This is a genomic window from Halalkalibacter nanhaiisediminis, assembly GCF_007830185.1.
Lineage (GTDB): Bacteria > Bacillota > Bacilli > Bacillales > Bacillaceae_D > Halalkalibacter > Halalkalibacter nanhaiisediminis.
This window is the reverse complement of record NZ_VLKZ01000002.1, coordinates 121,301-144,499: the sequence shown is the minus strand read 5'-3', so window position 1 is coordinate 144,499 and position 23,199 is coordinate 121,301. Positions and strand designations below refer to the sequence as shown.

At 37.9% G+C, this 23,199-nt stretch carries 23 protein-coding genes and 1 other RNA gene; 4 read left to right on the top strand and 20 right to left on the bottom strand.

Annotated elements, in window-relative coordinates:
• Positions 1–19 precede the first annotated feature (19 nt).
• On the bottom strand, positions 20–1,060 hold the full coding sequence (locus IQ10_RS03375; RefSeq protein ID WP_144449080.1) for an LLM class flavin-dependent oxidoreductase: 1,041 nt from the start codon (positions 1,058–1,060) through the stop codon (positions 20–22).
• Between the two features lie 204 nt (positions 1,061–1,264).
• Between IQ10_RS03375 and IQ10_RS03370 the strand changes: the two genes are divergently transcribed.
• The 3 genes from IQ10_RS03370 to IQ10_RS03360 all read left to right on the top strand — a co-directional run bounded on the left by IQ10_RS03370 (position 1,265) and on the right by IQ10_RS03360 (position 3,353).
• Complete coding sequence (locus IQ10_RS03370) at positions 1,265–2,359, top strand: tyrosine-type recombinase/integrase (protein WP_144449079.1); 1,095 nt, start codon at positions 1,265–1,267, stop codon at positions 2,357–2,359.
• A 14-nt stretch (positions 2,360–2,373) separates the two neighbouring features.
• The gene (locus IQ10_RS18125) at positions 2,374–2,526 is read left to right on the top strand and encodes a DUF2164 family protein (protein ID WP_242009712.1); all 153 of its coding nucleotides are present in this window, start codon (positions 2,374–2,376) and stop codon (positions 2,524–2,526) included.
• A 113-nt stretch (positions 2,527–2,639) separates the two neighbouring features.
• Positions 2,640–3,353 carry a YwaF family protein gene (locus IQ10_RS03360; RefSeq protein ID WP_242009709.1) on the top strand — a complete coding sequence of 238 codons (714 nt, stop codon included), beginning with the start codon at positions 2,640–2,642 and terminating at the stop codon, positions 3,351–3,353.
• A gap of 82 nt (positions 3,354–3,435) precedes the next feature.
• On the opposite strand, the gene IQ10_RS03355 is transcribed toward IQ10_RS03360, so the two are convergent.
• Complete coding sequence (locus tag IQ10_RS03355; protein ID WP_144449078.1) at positions 3,436–4,953, bottom strand: carboxypeptidase M32; 1,518 nt, start codon at positions 4,951–4,953, stop codon at positions 3,436–3,438.
• Positions 4,954–5,139: 186 nt separating this feature from the next.
• Here IQ10_RS03355 and IQ10_RS03350 point away from each other — a divergent pair, with 186 nt between their 5' ends.
• Positions 5,140–5,448 (top strand): HesB/YadR/YfhF family protein, encoded by a 309-nt coding sequence (locus IQ10_RS03350; RefSeq protein WP_144449077.1) that lies wholly within the window; start codon positions 5,140–5,142, stop codon positions 5,446–5,448.
• A 51-nt stretch (positions 5,449–5,499) separates the two neighbouring features.
• Here the strand turns inward: IQ10_RS03350 and IQ10_RS03345 are convergent, their stop codons facing one another.
• From IQ10_RS03345 to IQ10_RS03260, 18 genes are all read right to left on the bottom strand, one after another.
• Entirely contained in the window at positions 5,500–5,772 is a 273-nt protein-coding gene (locus IQ10_RS03345; protein WP_144449076.1) for a DUF2564 family protein, read from the bottom strand.
• Positions 5,773–6,284: 512 nt separating this feature from the next.
• Positions 6,285–7,424 carry a THUMP domain-containing class I SAM-dependent RNA methyltransferase gene (locus tag IQ10_RS03340; protein ID WP_144449075.1) on the bottom strand — a complete coding sequence of 380 codons (1,140 nt, stop codon included), beginning with the start codon at positions 7,422–7,424 and terminating at the stop codon, positions 6,285–6,287.
• A gap of 123 nt (positions 7,425–7,547) precedes the next feature.
• Complete coding sequence (locus IQ10_RS03335) at positions 7,548–8,342, bottom strand: ABC transporter ATP-binding protein (RefSeq protein ID WP_144449074.1); 795 nt, start codon at positions 8,340–8,342, stop codon at positions 7,548–7,550.
• Positions 8,326–9,318, bottom strand: coding sequence for an ABC transporter permease (locus tag IQ10_RS03330; RefSeq protein ID WP_144449073.1), 993 nt, complete (start codon positions 9,316–9,318; stop codon positions 8,326–8,328). Before IQ10_RS03330 ends, IQ10_RS03335 begins: the two co-directional genes overlap by 17 nt.
• A 137-nt stretch (positions 9,319–9,455) precedes the next feature.
• Complete coding sequence (locus tag IQ10_RS03325; protein ID WP_144449072.1) at positions 9,456–10,478, bottom strand: ABC transporter substrate-binding protein; 1,023 nt, start codon at positions 10,476–10,478, stop codon at positions 9,456–9,458.
• 272 nt (positions 10,479–10,750) lie between these two features.
• Positions 10,751–11,136: RNase P RNA component class B (rnpB, locus tag IQ10_RS03320), an RNA gene on the bottom strand.
• A gap of 64 nt (positions 11,137–11,200) precedes the next feature.
• Positions 11,201–11,596, bottom strand: a complete 396-nt coding sequence (locus IQ10_RS03315; protein ID WP_144449071.1) for a reverse transcriptase-like protein — start codon at positions 11,594–11,596, stop codon at positions 11,201–11,203.
• 11 nt (positions 11,597–11,607) lie between these two features.
• A complete protein-coding gene (gpsB, locus tag IQ10_RS03310) occupies positions 11,608–11,919 on the bottom strand; it encodes a cell division regulator GpsB (RefSeq protein WP_144449070.1) in 312 nt (103 codons plus the stop codon).
• Positions 11,920–12,053: 134 nt separating this feature from the next.
• Positions 12,054–12,602, bottom strand: coding sequence for an SLOG family protein (locus IQ10_RS03305; RefSeq protein WP_144449069.1), 549 nt, complete (start codon positions 12,600–12,602; stop codon positions 12,054–12,056).
• Positions 12,603–12,711: 109 nt separating this feature from the next.
• Positions 12,712–13,248 carry a spore coat protein gene (locus tag IQ10_RS03300; protein WP_144449068.1) on the bottom strand — a complete coding sequence of 179 codons (537 nt, stop codon included), beginning with the start codon at positions 13,246–13,248 and terminating at the stop codon, positions 12,712–12,714.
• 382 nt (positions 13,249–13,630) lie between these two features.
• Positions 13,631–14,908 (bottom strand): ribonuclease H-like domain-containing protein, encoded by a 1,278-nt coding sequence (locus IQ10_RS03295; protein ID WP_144449067.1) that lies wholly within the window; start codon positions 14,906–14,908, stop codon positions 13,631–13,633.
• A 7-nt stretch (positions 14,909–14,915) separates the two neighbouring features.
• Positions 14,916–17,192: a DEAD/DEAH box helicase gene (locus IQ10_RS03290; RefSeq protein ID WP_144449066.1), complete on the bottom strand. Its 2,277-nt coding sequence runs from the start codon at positions 17,190–17,192 to the stop codon at positions 14,916–14,918.
• 139 nt (positions 17,193–17,331) lie between these two features.
• Entirely contained in the window at positions 17,332–18,243 is a 912-nt protein-coding gene (locus IQ10_RS03285; RefSeq protein ID WP_144449065.1) for a ketopantoate reductase family protein, read from the bottom strand.
• Positions 18,244–18,484: 241 nt separating this feature from the next.
• Positions 18,485–18,592, bottom strand: coding sequence for an anti-repressor SinI family protein (locus IQ10_RS18525; protein ID WP_144449421.1), 108 nt, complete (start codon positions 18,590–18,592; stop codon positions 18,485–18,487).
• A 297-nt stretch (positions 18,593–18,889) separates the two neighbouring features.
• Complete coding sequence (locus IQ10_RS03275) at positions 18,890–19,699, bottom strand: Fpg/Nei family DNA glycosylase (protein WP_144449064.1); 810 nt, start codon at positions 19,697–19,699, stop codon at positions 18,890–18,892.
• A 156-nt stretch (positions 19,700–19,855) separates the two neighbouring features.
• Positions 19,856–20,821, bottom strand: coding sequence for a quinone oxidoreductase family protein (locus tag IQ10_RS03270; protein WP_144449063.1), 966 nt, complete (start codon positions 20,819–20,821; stop codon positions 19,856–19,858).
• Positions 20,822–21,022: 201 nt separating this feature from the next.
• Positions 21,023–21,562 (bottom strand): hydrolase, encoded by a 540-nt coding sequence (locus tag IQ10_RS03265; protein WP_144449062.1) that lies wholly within the window; start codon positions 21,560–21,562, stop codon positions 21,023–21,025.
• Positions 21,563–21,597: 35 nt separating this feature from the next.
• Positions 21,598–23,103, bottom strand: a complete 1,506-nt coding sequence (locus IQ10_RS03260; protein ID WP_158639978.1) for a 4-hydroxyphenylacetate 3-hydroxylase family protein — start codon at positions 23,101–23,103, stop codon at positions 21,598–21,600.
• Positions 23,104–23,199: the final 96 nt, after the last annotated feature.

Here is a 23,199-nt window from a genome sequence, read left to right as displayed (position 1 = left end):
TGTCAGCTCCTTTTCTTGTTTATTTTTCTTTAACCAGTTCACTTACTAGCTCATACGACTTCAAACGTTCTTGATGATCGTATACATGTGTATTAATCATAAATTCATCTGCTTGCGTAGCATCTAAAAAGGCTTGTAATTTTCCTTTTACCGTTTCGGGGTTTCCAACAATGGAAGAACGAAGCTGTTGCTCAACAGCATGTCGCTCACCCTCTGTCCAAAGCTCATTCATGCTTTCTACTGGTGGCTGCAACTGGCCTGGACGTCCGCGAACGAGATTTAAAAATTGCTGCTGGAAAGAAGTAGCTAACCATTGTGCTTTTTCATCTGTCTCTGCAGCAATGACATTTACTCCCACCATTGCATATGGCTTATCTAACACTTCCGAAGGTTTGAAATGGTCACGATACACTTGCAAGGCTCCTAAAGTATTATCTGGCGAAAAATGACTGGCAAAAGCAAAAGGTAAACCGAGTTCGCCAGCTAATTGAGCACTAAATCCACTTGAACCAAGTAACCAAATAGGAATATTTAAATCTTCGCCAGGAACCGCACGAACTAAACCACGATACATGGATTCTGAAAGTGGGGCAAAAAATGATTTTAATTCTGCTAAGTCTTCAGGAAAATCTTGACCTGCGCGTGCATCTCTTCGTAGAGCAATAACAGTATTTTGATCCGTTCCAGGTGCTCGTCCAAGACCAAGATCAATACGCCCAGGATAAAGTGTTTCCAGTGTACCGAATTGTTCAGCGATTACTAATGGAGCATGGTTTGGTAACATAATCCCACCAGAACCAACACGAATTTTCGAAGTCCCTCCTGCAACGTGAGCTATCAACACAGACGTTGCTGAACTAGCAATGCCAGGCATATTATGGTGTTCGGCTAACCAAAAGCGATTGTATCCCCATTTTTCAACATACTGAGCAAGATCAAGTGTGTTTTTAAATGATTCTTTTATCGTTCCCCCTTCAATGATTGGAGAAAGATCTAAAACGGATAAAGGAATATCGCTAATTTGTTTTTTACTTTTATTGTTCGTTTGATTCGTGTTCATATTTACCCTCCTATTAAACTTTTATCCCTTATAAATGAAGGATACATTTCGTGTTACTAAGTATTATTGTGGTATTGTATTACAGCCAAATGGGTAAATCAAACAATACAACTTCACTTATTTTTCTCTACCTTTTAACGTTCCGTGAAATATCAATTTCACAGAACGTTAATTTTGCGTTAAACTAATAGAGAGGTGAATCATATGTCGTTATTTGCAAAATTAAACCACATTCAAACAAGCATTGAAAATACAACTTCTACACATAAAGCTCAGCTTTTTTCTACATATAAAAAAGCGAATGAACTTCCTTCTTTTATACAAGACTATTTAGTAAGCCGAATGTCACTTGGTTATTCACCATCTACGATTCAGCGTTACATTTATGATTTCTATTTTTTCTTTTCGTATGTCAAGCGTCACACAGACGATCCGGCATTCTCAGCTTCTTCCATACAATTAGTAGATTTTTTACAGCTTGAAAAAGCAGGGATTCAGCATTACATATCGTATCTAGCCTTAGAGGTTGAAAATGAACCAAGAACCATTAATCGAAAATTGTCAGCTCTCCAGTCTCTTTTCGATTATTTGATAAAAGAAGGATTAACAGCAACGAATCCAGTTGTTGGCGTGGAACGACCGAAACTCGGTAAAAGAGAACCTGTCTATTTAACACAAAAAGAAGTAAAACAGTTACTCAATGCTATTCGAGCAACCGAGGATCATCATGTCAGTCTTCGCCAAAAGATGTATCAAGAAAAATTAAACTCACGTGATTTCCTAGTCTTTTATTTATTGATTTCTACAGGACTACGTATTTCTGAGCTCTCTTCCTTGAAACTTAAGCAAGTGAATGTTGAGCGAAGAACATTATCCGTTCGCGGAAAAGGGAATAAAGAACGGACGATCCCTCTTGCAACAGAAACAATCAATATGATCGAAGACTATTTACGTTCATTGCCAAAAGACGCCCGCCCACAATATCCTGATGATGCCTTATTTATAGGTTATGATTTCAAAAAAGGTTCCTATATAAAGTCTGTTAGCTTAAATGCGTTACAGAAAATGATTCAACGACAAATAAAACGAGCTTCACAAACCATTGCATCGCTTCAAAACAAACAAATCACTGCTCATAAGCTTAGGCATACATTTGCAACAGCTTTGATTGAAAATGGCGTTGACGTGTTAACGATTCAAAGCTTACTTGGGCACGAGTCCATTGCCACAACGCAAGTATACGCTCACGTTCAAGACCGTGCGAGAGAACAAGCAATTGAGCAGCTTACTTATTCGTAAAAGGGAGAGTTTATATGATGCATATTCATTTTACAAAGGAAGAAAAGAAATTAATGATGGACGATTTACAGTATTATTATGAGGTTGAACGCGGGGAAGAATTAGGTTATATTGCAGCCGAGCAAATCCTAGATTTTATGTTAGAAAAATTAGCTCCCACTATTTAAAACAAAGGAGTAGAGGACGCGCGTGAAAGAGTTGAGCAATTATTTGGTGGGGTTGATGAAGATCTTCGCTCGCTTAAACGTGTGATACGGTAAGACATTGAGGAGGGTACTTAGTGAATTCAATCTTTGCCCGTGAATCCTATGTAGAAACAGCGCTTTTTCTTTCACCAGTTCATTTGATCACGATTTTTTTATTTTTAATTCTTCTATGGTTCCAGTATCGTTTTCGGAAGCATCCGTTGATGAAAACATACGGAAGATGGGCACTTGTAGCTGCCTTATTTTTATCTGAGGTTAGTTTAATCATTTGGAGTATATATGTGGGGCAATGGGATCTTAGATTTAACTTGCCTCTTCAGCTATGTACGATTAGTTTATACCTTTGCGTGATTATGCTTTTAATCAAGCAGCGCTTCATCTTTGAGATTGTCTATTTCTTCGGTCTTGCTGGCGCATTTCAAGCGATTGTGACACCTGAATTGTACTATACCTTTCCACATTACCGCTTTCTGCATTTCTTTATTGCGCATTTTGCGATTATTTTAGCGATCTTACATATGGTATGGGTGGAGCGGATGACGATTACCTTGCGCTCAATGATAAAATCATTTGTAGCGTTAAATATATTTGCGTTAGTTGCCTTTTTAGTTAACATCGCTACAGGGGCAAACTACATGTTTCTTGCTCGAAAGCCAGAAAATCCAAGTATTTTGGATGTTCTTGGACCTTATCCGTGGTATATTCTCTTTTTAGAAGTCATTGCTCTGCTAATGTTTTTCATCCTATATTTTCCATTCTATGTTAAACATCATAAAAAGAAATGGTGATTTAAGTTGTTTTTCTTTGTTTATAAACAGTAAAGAGAAGAAGAGTGATGGGCTCTTCTTCTCTTGGTAGTAGATGTTGAACTTAAAACTTGTAAAGACGACGATACTTTTCTTCCAAATAACGCACGAGCGGTTTGGAATCAATCCCACCACCTGTAATATTTTTAATAATCTCTCCAGGTTGCTTCATTTTTCCATATTGATGCACATGTGTGGTTAACCATTCACGAATCGGAGCAAAGTCACCGTTACGAACAAGCTCGTCAAAATAAGGCAGATCAGCTAGCATGGCTTCTTTGATTTGAGCAGCATAAATGTATCCTAGTGCATAAGACGGGAAATAGCCAAAAGCACCAAATGACCAGTGAACATCTTGAAGAACACCTTCACCATCATGCGACGGTCGAATACCTAAATATTCTTCCATCTTATCATTCCAGGCTTGTGGCAGTTCTTTTACTGTAATTTTATCTTCCATAAGGGCTTTTTCCAGCTCATAACGAATGATGATATGTAGACAATACGTGAGTTCATCACTTTCAATACGAATTAATGATGGTTTTGACTCATTGATCGCAAAATAAAAATCTTCTAATGATACATTATCAAACTGACCACTTGAATGCTTTTTCATTAAATCATAATTTCGCTCCCAAAAACCAACATTTTGACCGACGAATTTCTCCCAGAAAAGTGATTGAGACTCATGAATACCCATCGATGTGCCGTCACAAAGCGGTGTACCAATTAAATCTTGTGAGATATTTTGTTCATACAGAGCATGCCCACATTCATGGATTGTACCAAAGATCGCAACACGAAAATCGTTTTCATTGTATTTTGTCGTCACGCGAACATCATTTGGATTAATGCCGATTGCAAATGGATGCACCGTTTCATCTAGACGGCCTGCCTCAAAGTCATAGCCAATCTCGGTTAAAATATCTAAGTTGAGCGCTTTTTGATTTTCTTTCGGGAACGTTTTGAACAAGAAATCTGTTTTTGGCTGATGCGTTGATTCTGTTACCCCTTTGACAAGTGGAATTAATTGATCGCGCAACTCGCCAAATACTTTATCAATTGTCTCCACAAATACGCCAGGCTCATAATCATCTAAAAGGGTGTTATAAGGATGCTTCTCATAGCCCCAGTAGCCAACAAACTTCTTTTTAAATGCAACTAGCTTTTCAAGATTCGGACGGAACATTTCGAAGTCTGCTTTTTCTTTTGCTTCTTCCCATAATGCTTCTGATTGTGATTGCAGCATCACGTATTCTTTAAATTCGTCTTTAGGGATTTTGACGTTACGCTCAAAGTCTTTATGACATTCATCAACTGTCTTTTGCGTAATTTCTGAAAGGTTATTATAGACACTCTCTTCACGTAACTCTCCTAAAAAACTTGCCATTTCTTCTGCTGTCGAAAGGGCAAATACTTCAGATGATAGCGTTCCAATGACTTCAGAGCGCTGCACAATTCCTTTCTTTGGTGCTCCTGTACGTGAATCCCATGCAAGAACAGCAAGTGCTTGCTTATAATCTTCAATTTTCTTCACAAATTGTCTAAATTCAGATTCGATTTGCTGTATTCGTTCTGTCATTCTAAATATCCACCTCTTTAGTCATAGTCATGCTAATGTAATCATATCGAGAGCATCCAAAATAATCAATTGATTCACATTTTTATTTTTATGAATAACGGATGATTTATTTCTTATAAAAATCATTTACCTAGAAATACGTTGAATGCTATGCTATTGTGTGAAGTGAATAAGGAGGAATGCAAATTGAACGTAACAATCACTGATTCAGCGGCAGCTTTATATATAGAAGAAATACCTCTTTCAAAAGGAGATACCCTGCGCCTTTATGTTCGTGTAGGCGGAATTGGATCTGGAGGATTCTCAGTAGGTGTCATGAAGGACGAACCAACCACCTCTTCTTATAAAATTGAGAAAAACGGAGTCACATTTTTCATAACGGAAGATGATTTTTGGTATATGGATGGAATGACAATTGATTATAAGGAGGATTTAGGATATTTGGACTTTTCAAATCCTGTATTTGAACAGCTAGATCACCCAGATGCAAAATAAAAAAAGACTGGCTTACACTCGAAAAAATGCAGTGTAAGCCAATCTTTTTTTCTATTCGTTATTCTTCGCTTCTTTTAATTGATGATCGGCTTTTTCGATCAACTCTGATGACATTTCTAAAAACATGTCGTCAACTCCCGTTTGATAAGCAACAGCTTTATTCAATTTTTCTTTTGCATCTTGTAATGCATTTGTAGCAGCTTGCAACTGTTCTTCATCCATGCTACGAGTCGCTTGTCCGACCATATGCTCTGCAGATTTTATCGCCATTTCGACTTGTTTAAGATCATTATATCCAGATTGAAAATGTTCCTGATTAGCCATACTAGTTCCTCCTTTAGCTGTTACCGTTCATGTTAAGTTTATCCAGTCAATAAGAAAAATATGCGGGTGAATCAAATTAGTTTACATAATAATATTATGATCATTTATTTGCGATGAAAATAATATTTCAAATAAAAGGCTCACTAACTTAGCCAGTTTCTTAGCCAAATTAATGAGCCTTTCATTTTAACATATTCACCATGTCTAACCAGTGATCTAATTCTATCTCTTCTGTCCCTGTTTCCAACTTTCCATATAATTAGCGAGGTCAACTCGGTCAACATTACCTACAAGTAATTTAAATCCCCATTCTCTATCAGATTCTGACTTCAATGATCCAATGAATAGCTGCTTTAAGTCTCTCGTGAATGATATCTTCAATCAATATTAAATAAACATATTTATTATCTCTAACATTTACTTTTATAACTTTAACCATGTCACCATGCAACTGCTATGTCAATGTCGGTATGACTGAACTCAAACCAAGTATGATTTAAACTTGTACGATCTTACTCTTTCCTCGGAGGCCTTGGTCCAAAGAATTGATAATAATCTGTCTTCAAATTCCCATTATACAGCTTCCGCTTTTTCGTTGCTTTCTTCCCGTAAAGCTCTTCAAAGCCTTCATGAGAGGTGAGCATGTAAACAGACCATGTATCTAATAGCTTGAATGTCTCTCCCATATCTCGATACATTTGTTCAACTTCGGCACGTTCACCAAGTCTTTCCCCGTATGGTGGGTTGCCAATTAGAATGCCATATTCACCGCGGTGACGGAAATCCTTCACTTGCATTTGTTTAAATGTAATCATATCACCAAAACCAGCTTCCATGGCATTATTTTGGGCTAGTTCTACACTTCGGTGATCGATATCTGAGCCTAAAATATCAAGAGGCTGATCATAGTTTGCTAAATCTTCTACTTCTTGTCGCGCTTTATTCCAACGCTCTTTGCCAATCCAGTGCCAGTCCTCAGATACGAATTCACGATTAAAGCCGGGTGCAATATTTTGACCGATCATCGCAGCTTCAATCGGAATGGTTCCAGATCCACAGAACGGATCAGCAAATGGGCGATCTGGTTTCCATGGGGTAAGCTTAATTAATGCCGCAGCTAACGTTTCTTTTAATGGCGCTTCATTATGTAAATAGCGATATCCACGTTTGTGAAGACCTGTTCCACTTGAATCAATTGTCAATGTGGCAACATCATTATGAAGAGCTACTTCGATTCGATAGAATGGACCATCTTCATCAAACCAGCCTCTCTTATAGCGTTTTTTCATGCTTTCAACAACTGCTTTTTTCACGATCGCCTGACAATCAGAGACACTAAATAATTTTGACTTTACTGATCTCCCGATAACAGGAAACTCAGCATGAACAGGAATGAAATCAGGCCAAGGAAGAGCTTTCGTTTTTTCAAAGAGCTCATCAAATGTATAAGCCTTAAATTCCCCAATCTTGATTTTCACTCGGTCTGCAGTACGTAACCAAAGATTCGCACGTGGAATAGCTGATACGTCAGCTGTGAACGTGACTTTTCCATTTTCCACCTGTACATCTTCGTATCCTAAATCTTTCACTTCTCGTGCAACAATTGCTTCTAAACCCATTGTTGCTGTTGCAATTAACGTTACTTTTTCCATTATGAATAAACTCCTTATCAACGGACATGTATCTTTCATTATACGAGTAAATAGGCTGGCAAACAACATCTTCTGACATAAGAAATAGGGTATCTCTAAAAGTTTTAGAGATACCCCGTTATATTAACCAAGTACTGCTCGATCACTTTCCATTTGCTTACCGCGAATACGTTGAAACTCTTGCAGGAGCTTCTCGATTGTCAATTGACTCTTCTTGTCGCTGTCTACATCTAAAATAATTTGACCTTTATCCATCATAATTAACCGATTTCCAAGATCGAGCGCCTGTTGCATATTATGTGTAACCATAAGCGTTGTTAGCTGAAATTTTTCAACTATATCATGAGTTAAATTTGTAATTAACTCAGCTCGAGATGGATCAAGTGCAGCTGTATGCTCATCTAACAAAAGGATTTTCGGTTCAGTAAAGGTAGCCATTAAGAGGGAAAGGGCTTGCCTCTCACCACCAGATAATAAGCCAACCTTCGCTGTTAATCGATTCTCTAAACCAAGATTTAACGATTCTAAATGAGTTCGAAACATATCCTTCCGTTTCTTTGTTACGCCGACTTTAAACGTACGCTTTTTATTTCTTGAATAAGCAATAGCGAGGTTTTCCTCAATTGTCATTGTTGGTGCTGTTCCTGCCATTGGATCTTGAAATACACGGCCAATTAATTGAGAACGTTTGTATTCTGGTAAGTACGTTACCTCTTTTTGATCAATAAGTACATCGCCAACATCTGGTGTAAGAGAGCCTGAAATAATGTTCATTAATGTCGATTTCCCAGCTCCATTACTTCCAATAATCGTGACAAAATCGCCTTTGTTTAAAGAGAGATTCGTGTTTTGCAATGCTTTTTTCTCATCAGGAGTTCCTTCGTTAAATGTTAGTGAAATATCACGTAGATGAAGCATGTTGATTCCCTCCTTTTCCAGCAGCACGTTTATGTCTTCTTCTAATCTTTTCTTTCCGAGCATCGATGATTTTTGGTGATACTAATGCTGCGATAACAAGAACAGCTGTAATCAACCTCATATCTCCAGCTTCAAGAAAATCAACTCTCAATGCCAATGTGACGACGATACGGTAAATAATCGCTCCAGCAATAACGGCTAATGTCGTTCTGAAAATAGTTTTCGTTCCAAAAAGAGCTTCACCAATAATAACAGATGCTAGACCAATGATAATTAAACCAATTCCCATACCAGCATCAGCAAAACCACCTAGCTGAGCAATTAAAGCACCCGATAAGGCAACTAAACCATTAGAAAGACCTAAGCCGAAAATAATATATGAGTCCGTGTTCGCTGAAAAACTGCGAATCATTTTTTGATTATCCCCTGTTGCACGCAAGGCCAAGCCAGCTTCAGTTTTCAAGAAATAATCAGTTGCATATTTGATAGCTATCGTCAAAATAGCCATAACAATCAAAATCGCCCATGTACGTGGTACTTGAGCAAGTCCCATCATTTGCAGCATGCCATTAAATGCTCGGTCAACACCGATCATTTCCCACCAACCAGCAATTTGATTAAAAACAGTTGATTCATTTAGTAATGGAATATTCGGTCTACCCATAATTCGTAAATTAATCGAATAAAGGGCAATCATCATGAGAATCCCAGCTAAAAGTGGATTGATTTTTCCTTTTGTATGAAGCAGTCCCGTAAAGCAACCAGCAATAAAACCTGCGATCACAGCAAAAGCCGTTGCGACAAAAGGATTAATGCCATTAACAATTGACACCGCAGCCACTGCAGCACCTGTTACAAAACTACCATCCACTGTTAAATCGGGAAAGTCCAAAATCCGAAACGTTAAATAAACACCAAGCGCCATAATAGCGTAAATAATTCCTGATTCAATTGCGCTAAAAATTGATAAAAACATATGAACCCTCCCATAAAAATGCCAAAACACCTACCAAACTTGTAGTAGCTAGATAAACTATTTAGGCATTACTTGTAAACACTTTTTTAAAACATGGAAACCGACTTGCCGTTAGTGACAGGTCGGTCCCTATTTCTTTATTCAGCTTCTTCAGCTTCGTAAAATTCAGCAATTTCGTCCCATTCAGAATTCCATTCCACTCCTTGAGCTTCAGCAGCCTCTTTATTAATAAATAACTGCATTTCTGCTGGATACTCAACCGGAATTTCTGTCGTTGTTTTCTCACCAGTCAATACTTCAACAGCCATTTCCCCAGTACGGTAACCAATTGAGTGATAGTCAATACCATAAGTTGCAAACCCACCTGCTGCTAATGAATTGGGTTCTCCGACAATCAATGGAATTTGTTGATCATTTGCAGCGGCTACAACTGTTGCAAATGCTGAAACAACTGTATTATCTGTGAAAATGTATAAGACATCTACTTCGCTGACTAGTGATGCTGCGGCTTGTTGTACTTCAGCTGATGTAGCTACAGTTCTTGTCATAAGAGTTAAGCTCGTTCCCTCGGCAGCAGCTTCAATTGCTTCCATTTGAGCAACCGAATTTGACTCACCAGCATTGTAAATAAGTCCTACACTTGAGTCTGGAAAATATTGATCAATAAAGCTAACGGTATTTTCGATTGTTTCAGGGTGTAAATCAACTACACCAGTAATGTTTTCTCCTGGTTGATCCATTGCTGTGACTAATCCTGATCCAACTGCATCTGTTACAGAAGTAAATAGGATCGGAATGTCACTCGTTGCTTGCAACGCACCTAGAGCACTCGGTGTCGAGTTAGCAAAAATAAGATCGACTTGATCGGCAACAAAGTTGTTTGCAATGGCACTTGTGTTATTTTGATCACCTTGCGCACTTTGGAAATCATAGTTCACATCAAGTCCAGCATCTTCAAGAGCTTGTTGGAATCCTTCATAGGCTAGGTCAAGCGATGGGTGCTCAACAATTTGCGTAGCCCCAATTTTAAACTGAGTTGTTTCTTCCGAAGGTGCAGGCTCATTTTCTTCAGCAGGCGATGCGGATTCTTCCGTTCCACATGCAGTTAAAGCCAAACCAATAGCTCCAATCCCAATCCAATATTTCAATGTTTTTTTCATAACAATACCCCTTTTTATTTTTCTAATAGTTTAGTATTATCTTAAAACAATATTATTGGAAAGTAAACAAGAAATTTTATCGCTTTAAAGCGTTTAGGAATAAAGGGTTTTAATATGAAAGGGCTTTCAGTAAAGGTATATTAATAGCTTGTCTACACCGTTCTACTTTTTTTTCATTTGCTCCAATTTACAAGAAAAAGACCCAATTCTCTATAAGGAGAATTGGGTCTGATTTCTATAAAATGTTTTTAGTTTATTTCATCCATTAAGCATTCGATAAGCCATGTTCTGTACCTTTGTACTGCAAACGGTGATGAGCCTCGTACTCCAGTGGTAACCATCTATCTACAAGGATACCCTTGTTCTTCTCACCTGTTCATTTCCAGTTAAGAAGATGCCCCTACCATGTTTTGGGTTTCTCGCTCGAGGGGTTTACCGCGTTCCACTCCGTTTGTTTCCAAACGGACTACGTCACTGTGGCACTTTCAAAGGCCTCACACCATATCAATCGACTTAGGTGCTTACCTTGCCGTTAGCCCAGTCAAAACCAGACTACCCTAGCTTATGAATTGGCTAGGCACGAACACTACGAGCATCTCAGCCCGTGCGAGCATGGACTTTCCTCTACACGACAAGCGTGCAGCGGTCACCTGAATGCTTAAAGTTGTCTTAAGCGACAAAAATAATTATACCTCGAATCATGATATAATTCAAGGAGATAATTATTTTCCATTTTTTTGTATTGCTTGCCTTGCTAGTGCATCTGCACTTTTGTTTTGACTACTCGGAATCCACTTCATAAAAAACAAATCAAATTGATCTGTTCTTTTTAGTGCTTTTTCTAAATAAGGTTGGAATCGTTTATTTTTGACATAGCGCTTCTCAATTGCTTCATCAATTAGTTTGGAATCTGTTCGAAATGAGACGATGCTTAATCGACGCTCTAGACATAAATCTAGTGCATGGATTAAGGCCTCGTACTCTGCTTCATGATTGGACATCTCTCCTAATGGAATCGAATGGTTCTCGACTTGCCCATTTTTATAATTGATGAATACTCCCGCACCAGATGGTCCAGGATCTCCAGCACTTGCCCCATCAATATAAACATCAACCATATGCAAATCCCCTACTCGTAAAGTTTACTTCCAAATACTTTTTTCTCTAAGTTCGATAAACGTTGAAGAATATCATAGTTCGTACTTCCAACTGTTTGTGTCGGAGTCTGTCTTTGCGATCGTTCAGAGAGCTTTTTCATTTCACGCTTTAATTGCTCATTTTCTCTTTCAAGGTTTGCTACTTTGTTTTGAAAAGCCTCATAATCTTGAATAATAGCATCTAGAAATTTATCCACTTCATCTGGATTGTACCCTCTCATGCTTGTTTTAAAATCTTTTTCAAGAATTTCTTTGGCTGTAAATCGAATATCCTGTTGACTCATTTTCATCACCTCTATTATGCGACGTGTACGTACAGCTTTTCCTCTATTTTTTCAAAAGATCGTGAACTTGTCAATTTCAATTAATAATATTTTCGCTTTATCTGTCTTCCTAACACTCTTCATACTCTCGGAATTTAAAAATCAGCTTGTTCTTCTTGAACGAGTAAATCAAGGTCAGTTGGTGTAATGGTATAAATAGGAAATTCATCTGTCATTTGTCGTTTTTTTGCAATTTCTAAATAATATGTAGGAGAACCTGGCTTTTCCTCATCATATAGTAATAATAAGCCATCAGCTTTTGAAATAATAAATTCATTTTTAAGTCTAAGCTGAGCAGGACTATCATATGGACGTTTTGTGATACTATCAACAAAATCAGCTTGGTTAAGAATGTCTAGATAATAGTCCCTTGTAGATTCTTGCCATTTTTCTTCTTGCTTTAAAAAAGGTGTTAAGATCGCCAATTGTAAATGAGGGAAATTTTCTTTCAAAGAATATACGACTTCTGCTGCCCATAACTCTACACCAAGTTGACCACTTATAATGACCCATTCGAGACCCTCTTCAGCAAATGACCGCAAACGTTGTTCTAATGCTTTTTTTATAAAGTAAATCCCTTTATGCTTTTGATCAAAAATACCAAGCTCGTGCGCTTTATAACCTGAAACAGCTATTGTTTTCACACGATCACCTCTTTTCTAAACGGAAGGAGTTGAATGTCAATCTTACTATAAAATTCAAACCTTCAAAAAAAGCGAACTGGACTCATTCAGCTCGCTTTTCTCTCGCTTCTTAACGCTTGCAACCACATGACTTATGATGTTTTCCATGATGCATTGGAGACATTGCTCCCATCACAGGTGCATTGGGCATGCCATAACCACCCATTGGCCCCATCATATTTGGTCGTGGTGGTGCCATAGCGCCCGCTACTGGACCTCCAGCTTGTGGACCATACATAGCTCCTGCTACTGGACCTCCAGCTTGTGGACCATACATAGCTCCAGCTTGTGGACCGTACATTGCGCCCGCTACTGGTGCTCCCATTCCAGGGCCTGCCATCGCTCCTGCTACTGGTGGTCTTCCAGCTGTTGGATCGACAAATTGCTGATGACTAATATTCTCTTCAAATGATTGTGTCTGTGGGAAGCTTTTTACATGCTTATAAACATGATTTGTTACGTTCGTTGTATGAGATGGAAACACTTCTGGAACAATATACTCACACGTTTTTTCGACAATATTATGTTGAGTTGGCGCAACTTGTGCAGGCATCATTTGCGTTGTTGTCGGTAATTTACAAACAGTTGGTCGTGGTCTACAATGCATAAGTTAATTCCTCCTTTTATAATTGAGTCAATATTAACCTATGCCTGTATAAGACTTGATGTACTAGTTGTTTCACCTATTTATCAGCTATAACCACAAATTTCACTCAAGTTTACCTTCTACAATAGAGCAATAGCACCATCACGAATTCCACTCATGACAAACAAAGTAAGCCCAATCATTACAAAAAACAACAATAAAATAGCACGATACATTATTGTTCACTCTTTCTATTTTCAATATCGATCATATTGTAATATTTTCACCACAAAATGACAATCATTTTATGAAAATGATAAAGCTCATATCGATTGGTTCACAAAATTGTTGGTTATTGTAACAAAATAAAGTTTTATGCGCTTACCCAGGAAATAGAACTTGATTATTTCTTATTATATTTCTTTTCAAGTCTTAATTTCCTTTGTTGAAGTTCTAAAGCTATTTGCTGTTTTTTTTCATTTTTGTGAGGAGCTAAAGATGAAGTATTTGCTCTAGCAACCTCGGTAAAGTATAGTGCTTTTTCTATATCTTTATATTGATGTTCATAAATCTTCGCGCATTCAATGGCAGCTTCAAAAATAAAGTGATTCTTACCTACAAGCTCTTCAAATAGAAACAAAGCTAGTCGCCAATCACCGCTTTGTTTCTTTGCTTTTGCAAAAGCAAACTGACTTAAATGGGCAACCTCATCATCTTCTCTAAGGAGTTGTTCATATAAACCTTGAGAAAGCTCTTTTTCACCCATCGCTTCATACCATCTAGCTATTTCAAATGCTTCTCTTCGTTGCAAATACTGTGTACTGTGAACTGAGTTAAGAAGCAATGAAGAAAGATGAGTATATAGCGTCATTAAAGAAAGAACATCCCACTCATGATGTTGAAAAATCCCTTTCACGAAATCTGGATCTTGTTCCTGTAAAAAATCAAAATACAACATAGGTGCCATATAACTAGGTGTATCCTCAATTCGCTCAAATTGTAAAATCTCCTGTTCGACAATTGACAACTTACAAGAAGGTAGCGTATTCTTCCAGAATCGTCTTGATGCATGAAGCAAGTCAAAATGACCGAACTTAGGCAGCTTTGGAACTTGATCACGAACGAACGTATGACGTGTCTTCACTTGAGGCCAATCAAATGCTTTACCATTGAATGTGACAAGATTACCTGTATTCCCTACGTCCGTTAAAAAATGATGATAGAGAGCCACTTCTGCTTCTGGACCTGGCAAAAAATATTGCTTTACGCGAACTTGTTCTTCTTGAATTTGGCAATAGCCTAGCATAAAAATCGTATTGCCTACCCCACTACTGAGACCTGTTGTCTCCGTATCGAAAAATAACAAATCTTCAGCGCGACGTCCTTTTGCTGAAAGTGGGTGCTCATAAATATGATCCTGCCATCTCTTTACTACTTCACATAATTCAGAGAATAAATAGCGTCCATGTTTATGGTCGAGAGAATATTCTTTTTCTCGCATCAATGTATAATCTTCTTCAAACCAAAGTGGATTGGTATCATATGCTCGCCATTCTTCTTCAAACGGAATCGTTTTAGAATTCGTTTTAATCTCTTCAACAGGGGGAGGTGACAAGGTACTTTGTTGTTCTTTCTCTATCCCCATATGCTGTTTCATACGAAGAAGTTTTTGTTTCATCATCGCTTCATTACACCTCTCTTCTCTCTTGCAAAAGATGGATAAAGCGTTTCACTAGTGATTTGGTATCCGTTTCACCTGTAGAGCCCACGCATGCTGGACAACCATTTTGACAAGGACAAGAAGAGATGAGCTTCGAAACTTGGTCAAGAATTGTCGGTAAATGTCGATATACTTCTTTCGCTAAACCAATTCCACCAGGATACCGATCATAGAGAAAAATCGTCGGTTGCTCAGAATGCTCTGCTTTCACTTGCGGGACAACATGCAAGTCACTCCGATCACACATGACAAAAACGGGAGCAACTTGCTGCAATAATTGGGCTAAGCCCGTTAACGCTTGATCAAATGGCCCTTCTCCGAATTGTTCAACGAGCTCTTCCGAAAAGCTTATCCACATGGCATTGGTATGAAGCTCTTCTTCAGGTAAATGAATTGGTCCAGACCCGATATTTTCAAATGTTGATAAACGGATTTTTTTAAAAATAGTCGCCTTAGCATTAACCATGACATCTCCGTAACTCACAGTTGTGTTTTCTTCAGCGCGTGTTTGATCTTCTTCTAATACCCGTAGTTGAACCGCAAGATTAGCATCAGTAAAATATTCAACAGCAACCTCACGTACAAAAGCCTTCTTTTCATCCCAGTCAAGGTATTCAACTTGGTATTGGATTCCTTGATGTAAATAAATTGCTTCATCATGGAGAAGTGTCATTGCGCTAAAACGATCCATTTCACCAATAATTGTTGGATTAGCGACATCACTTTGATCAATAATCACGACATTTTCCTGCGATGCTGAACGAAGACTGATTCCATGAGCAGGAAAGGCATCGTTCATCCAAAACCATTTATTTCCCCTAGCGTGAAGGACTTGTTCTTCTGTCAAGAACTCTAAAATGTCTTCGATATCGACGCCATCAAACGTTTCACCACGTTTAAAAGGCAATTCATAAGCAGCACATTTTAAATGATCGACAAGAATTATCAAGTTGTCAGGATTAATTCGTGCAGATTCAGGACTTCGTTCGAAGAAATACTCAGGATGTTGAACAATGTATTGATCAAGTGGTGTCGAACTAGCTACCATAATAATGACTGATTCATTTTGCCTTCTCCCAGCTCTTCCAGCCTGCTGCCATGCACTTGCGACAGACCCAGGGTATCCTGTCATGATACATACTTGAAGCTGACCGATATCAACACCGAGTTCAAGCGCATTTGTACTTACTACTCCGATAATCTCACCTTGTCTCAATCCACGTTCAATTTCACGACGCTGTTTTGGTAAATAACCACCACGATAGCCGCGAATCGTTTTTGGACCTAATTCTTTTTTCGTCAGGTTTTGTAAATGACTTAAAATAATCTCAACACGAACACGACTACGAGCAAAGACAATGGTTTGAATCTGGTTTTCTAAAAATCGTTTTGCCAGTTGGTTGACTTCAACTGTTGCACTTTGGCGAATATTTAGCGCTTGATTCAGTAATGGTGGGTTATAAAATAAAAAATGTTTTTTTCCACGCGGTGCCCCGTTTTTGTCAATTAAACGCATGGAAGTACCAGTTAATTCTTCCGCTAACTCTAGTGGATTAGCAATCGTAGCCGATGTACAAATAAAAGTCGGATTGCTTCCATAATAATTAGCAATCCGTTTTAATCTTCGAATCACATTTGCCACATGACTGCCGAACACACCTCGATACGTATGCAGTTCATCGATCACGATGTATTTTAAATTTTCAAAGAAAGCAACCCATTTTGTATGATGAGGTAAAATAGCAGAATGGAGCATATCTGGGTTCGTTATGACTACATGTCCAGCTTTTCGAACAGCTTGCCGAATCGTTGGTGCTGTATCTCCATCATACGTGAAGCATTTCACATCTATACCGATTTCATTAATGATTTCATTTAATTCACTTTTTTGATCTTGGGCTAATGCTTTTGTTGGGAATAAATATAACGCTCGATTTTCTTCATTTTCTAAAATTTTTTGCAGTACAGGTAAGTTATAGCAAAGGGTTTTGCCAGAGGCTGTTGGAGTAACTGCTACAAAACTTTCACCTTTTGCCGCATACTTAATAGCGTCGTATTGATGAATATATAGTTCACCGATCCCTCTTTTTTGAAATGCATGCTGAATTCTTACGTCTATTTCTTCTGGAAAAGGCTTTGTGACAGCAGGAACCGCTTCAATTTCATGCCAATGAACAATTCTCTCTTTAAATTCTTCATTTGTACGTAATTCTGTTAATAAATCCTGTAAGCTTTGTTTAAACATCCGTTCCACCTCAATTATCGATTACGCTCATTGTACCGAATGTTTGTTTGTTTTTCTAGGTATTTGCACTAGAAAAATCCTCACGTTATTCGAAAGAAAACAGCTGATCTCTTTTTATCAAAAGATCAGCTGTTTCGTATTAAAGAGCTTGTTCATAGAGTTTCAAGTTCACGTAAATGCTTTTTAAAATCGGTGTCTCAATCTGATGGAGTCGAGCTTTTTTTAATAAATACCCTTGTAAATGATCAACTTCAACAGCGGCTCCTTTTTCCATATCTCGCTGCATGGACGACTTCATTTTATACCCTTGCTCTTGGAAACGTTTAAATTGAATTTCTTCTACATGACTAGCAATTGGTGCTTCCTCAGCACGCATAACATCTGCTATCTCTTTGATTAAACCTTTAACAACTTCCTCTCCTTCTGGCAACTCGCGAATCGGACCAACAGGCTTATGGAACAATGTTGTCACACCTGACATTGTCGTAATAAATAAATATTTATGCCACATGTCTTCCAAAATCGAGTTACTTACTTTAACCATTGCATTTGTATCTAAAAAGGCTTTCTCGATTTTCTGAATTCGCTCTGTATATTCACCATTTAATTCACCAAACATAAAGATGTGCGCTTTACTTGTTTGTTTAATCACACCCTCAGTAGTAACAGTGGATTCAATAAAGCATAGTCCGCCGATTACTTGTTCCTTTGAAAATGCATTTTGTAATTGCCTTAGATGAGCCATTCCATTTAACATCGGAATAATCACGCTTTTTTCATTTGTGAAAGGCTTTACTTCTTCAATTGCTTGATCAAGATGATACGCTTTCGTTCCAATTAAAATGACATCAAACGTTTCATCCTCACCAGCCATAACGGTTTTTGGTTGAACGATCGTATTTCCATTCACACTTTCAATGACAAGACCATCACGATCTAACTGTTCTTTACGTTTTGCACGTACTAAGAACGTGACATCTTCTCCTTTTTCAAGAAGACGTGCACCAAAATAACCGCCAACAGCTCCTGCACCTACAATAAGAAATTTCATATGTACCCCAACTCCTTACTTTTTTATGTTGCTTTAAGTATACAATGTGTCAGAATTGTTTAGTAGTTTTGTTTTTAAGTTTCTATATAAATTATGGTACGTGAAATTTAAATTTGATTAGAAAAAGGGAACTTTATACCCTACTCGTTCTAATTGGGCAACGAAGAAAAAAACATGATAAGACGTTATCGAATTTATGTAGGACAAGGAGTTATTTCAGTTATCTTCATTTGGTCCCACCTCAAAGAAACTTTCTTAATTCATCAAGCGTGAATCCAATCTTTCTTGCTTTTTTTATAAGAACAACCCATTCCTCATCAAGTTTTACTAACTGTCCTCTTCCTTTTATATATATATTTTTTCTCCTCCTATTATTTTGATATTTATATAGGACTAGTTAGATTTGGTAAACATGCTGTACAAAAAAAGATTCACTATCTCTGCTATTACCTCTTCAGGCTTTTTTATACCTGGAAAAAGTTTCGTGATCGTTATTCGTTCCATTATTCCCACTAAGCTATCCGATGCTGTTCCCATATCATTGAGATCTTGAAAATAGTCATTTTGCTGTTCTGAGATCAAATTTTCAAATTTAAAAATGAACCAAGCCTTAAAATGAGCCTGGTTCTTAAATTTAGTCGATTCATCACACCTGACAACCTGAACAAGCAAACGATTTACGAGATGAGACCTCGAGCATTTCAATCCTATGACCACAGCGATCACATGATTCATTTTCGCGCTCATATACGAGGAAATGATGATTGTATTGACCTGTTTTCTCGTCACCTGCGTAGAGCGGGTAATCCATGTATCCACCTATCTCGATCGCTCTTATTAAAACAGGCTTAATGGCTTGAAAAAGAGTCTCTATCTCTGCATTCATTAATTCATTTGCTTTTCTCGTTGGCTTTAGTCTTGCCTCAAAGCATATTTCATCAGAATAACAGCTGCCTATCCCTGCAATAAACGTCGGATCAACTAGAATAGATTTTAATGTCCCTCTCTTGTTCCTGATCCGCTCATAAAAATCATGAAACTGAAATGCGTCATTTAAAGGCTCAGGACCTAATTTTTCTAGTTTCGTATGTAATTCTTCTGTAGATAATAAATGGAGATAGCCAAGTCTTAATCCAACAAAGTATAGCTTCCTCTCCCCGAAAGATAAAATAATTTGTGCTTTGCTTTTAGGTTGGATACCGAAATCGCCTAAAAACAGCCAGCCTCCAATCATTAAATGAAGGAGCAAATGCTCACCAGAATGTAAGTCAAATATTAAATGCTTTGCTCTCCTATTTATTGTGGTTATATGGTTACCCTGTAAGTGGGAGATGAACTTAGAAACAGGTATATTAATCGATTTTTCTCTGTGTACCTCAATGTGAGTCATTTCAATTGCTGTAAGATGAGGAGTTAAAACTGTTCGATATCTTTCCATTTCAGGAAGCTCGGCCATTACAATATCCCTCCAACATTTATTATTCTTATTGTTGGTAGGTTTTTATTATTTATGTATGTAACCAAGTATACTCGCAATGAGTTTGTTTCATTTTATGCTTTAAAAACGATTAACACCGTTCGGACAAGAGAACGGTGTTAATAAAAGTAATTTTTATGGTATTAGTAAAATCTTACCTGTGCTCTTTCGGCTTTCTAATAATTCATGGGCTAATTTCCCGTCCCTTAATTGGAAAATAGCAGGTTCGCTCACCTGAATGTGCCCCTTTGTTATCCAATGAAACAGCTCGTTTGAACGTTTCACTCTTTCTTCATGAGTTGTAAGAACATTCCAAAGATCCCCTCCTGTAATGGTTTTCGAAGTGTCCATTAACATTCTTGGATCAACTGGCTCTGGGTCTCCTCCTGCCATTCCGTAAAAAACAACGGTTCCAGCTATTTTTGTTGCTTGAAAGCTTGAGGATAAAGTGGAGCCGACAGATTCATACACCACATCAACACCACGCCTGTCGGTCATTTCAAGAATTTTTGTAACCCAATCCTCTTCATATAAAAATACGTAGTCTGCTCTTACATTTTTGGCTATTTCTGCTTTTTGCAAAGAAGATGTTAGCCCAATTACCTTCCCACCGAGGAATTTTACAATTTGGACTAACAATTGACCAACCCCACCAGCTGCTGCATGGATCAACACAGTGTCCCCAGTGTTTACTTGATAACTATCTTTCGTCAAATAATGCGCCGTTAACCCTTGCAACAGAACAGAAGCTGCTGTTTCAAATGAGATTTCATTTGGAAGTGGAATTACTTTATCCTTTGGAACAACGACATACTCTGCATTAGAAAAGGGCACATCAGCGAAGGAGATTCGATCACCGACTTTTATTTCCGTTACGTTACTTCCTATTTCTTCAACAACACCTGAACCTTCATATCCTAAAATGTACGGGGGATTACCTGACAAATGATAATTTCCTCGCCTACGATATATATCAGCAAAATTGAGTCCAATTGCCTTCATTTTTACTAGTATTTCATTCGTTCCATAAGATGGCGTACTGATCTCTTTATATTGCAATACTTCTGGTCCACCAAACTTTTCAAAAATAAGTGCTTTCATTTTACTACCTCGTTTTCTTTCTTAACTTTTATGTACCTTGTCGTAATCCAGCAAATATATGGATCTGCTACAACTAGTATATACATTTTTTTAAGAAAGCTTAAACTTTTACTAACATGATTTTATGTTTATTTTGGTGATTTGCGGTTTAGCTTATACCACATTCTATTGTGGTAAGTGAAATTATATAGTCTTTAAATATTATTTCAATAATTTTATTAATTGCTTAAACTGCTCACCTTCAGCACTATGCATGATCTCAAATAAAGCGGTTTCAACACTCGTTATCGTCATTCCTGCTGCCTTCATTTTTGCAAGGCCTATCTCTTTATTTTCGAGTGTCCGTGAAGATATTGCATCCGCCACAACTTGGACTTCATAACCCATATCATGTAATCCCATTGATGTTTGATGGACACAAATGTGACCTTCAATTCCAGCAACAAGAATTTGTGTGCGGCCAGATTTCTTTAATGCTTGAATAAAGGATTCATTTTTACAGGCATCAAATGTCAATTTAGGAATTGGCTTCATTCCTTCTAAATGTTGTGACACTTCTTCAAGTGTTGGCCCCAAGCCTTCTGGATATTGTTCAACCCAAATGATTGGAATATTTAAAATCTGTAATCCTTGTATTAAGTCTGTTAGATTTTTAACAAGCTTTTCGCTTTCATGAACAATTCGTGCTAATTTCCCTTGTACGTCAACTAAAACAAATACCGTTTGATCTCCTTTTAGCATGATCAGTCCTCCATTTTCGAAATTGTAGAGATTTTTTAGTCACATGTTTCTTCACAAGGTTCGTCATTCACACATGTCACACAATCCTTGCAAGTACCTTCAACTTTCGCAAAGCATTTTAGCTTTTCTAAAATATGAACCTTCTGGCTTTCAAGATCATAATTTCTGACTGCAGACATTCTCATAGCTTCTGGTGAACCGCCGCCATGAAGACTAATAACAGAATAGAATCCACCTTCCTTAGAAGCCGTTAAATCTTCAAGAAGACGCGCCATATTGATTCTTTCATTTGCTGTTGTGCCATGTTTGCCAACTAAATAGCGCTCGATTAACTCTCCTGATTCTTCTACGCTAATATCTTCTGGTGTTGGCGCTGTAACGACAATACCTCCACTAATTTCGTGAGCAATCCGGAAAATGTCATAAACTTGTTCTGCTAACATGAGCTTTCCGATATTCGATTGAACCGAATCAGGTACGACATTCCCAGCTACCGTTTTACGACCATAAACAGAAGCTGCGACACCAGTTGCGTAAAATCCTTCGGTAATCCTGATTAATTCGCCCATGTTTCTGCGAATATGTGGGACTTCAACAGGAGGAAGACCGTTATATTCAGACATAAGAGCCGATGCTCCAATAATCATATCTCCTAGCCCGGCACGAGCACCGATACAGGAATGACGATGATGATTGGCAAATGCCTCTGCTAATTTGCCGGTGTATTCCCATTCTCCACATAAAAAGACTTTGTCCCATGGGATAAAGACATTATTAAAAATAACTAGCGCTGTCGACTGCCCAAAATTAGAGCTAAACGGAGCTTCGCTATCACCAGGTCGTCCCGCTGGCTTGGCGATCATTTTTAAACCTGGTGCATCAACAGGCACAGCGAATGAGACGGCGTAATCGACATCTTCTTTTTTCATTGCACGTGTTGGTAATACAATAAATTCATGCACATAAGGAGCTCCTGTAATATTCGCCTTTGCACCACTTACAATAATTCCTTTTTCATTTTTTTCAGTGACACGCACATACAAATCACGATCCGCTTGCTCATGAGGTCGCTTGCTTCTGTCACCTTTGGCATCAGTCACAGCCGTTCCACATGTTAAGTCAAATCTTTGGACATGCGTCAAATAATCATTGAATACGGCATGATAATCCGTTTTCTTCTCTGCATCCATCATTGCTGTGATTTCAGCTAATGCACTAAGCGCGTCATGCATCAAATAACGCTGCCCACATCCTGTCCACTTACAAATTAATCGAGTCATTTCTAATTTTTTTAACAAATCATCTGCGCTATAATCCAATGCATTCAAACGATTAACCCTTGTTCCATCAGCTAACGTAGCAAGCATGATATCCTGATGTTTCTTTTGATGGGCCAACTCATACGTAACAGCTATCGCATTAATACCTGGTTTAAATAGTGGCTCATCTGCAACACTCGTAACCTTTTTTCCCTTTACTTGAATATCAGGATTATATTCTCTCAAACTCTCTACATATTCATTACCAGTCATTAATTTCATCATAATGCCTCCTCTAATTTTTGTAGCTTCATTACATCTTTCTAGAAAAAACCTCTTCTTACTGACTAGTTAGTCAGCAAATATGTAATGAAAAAC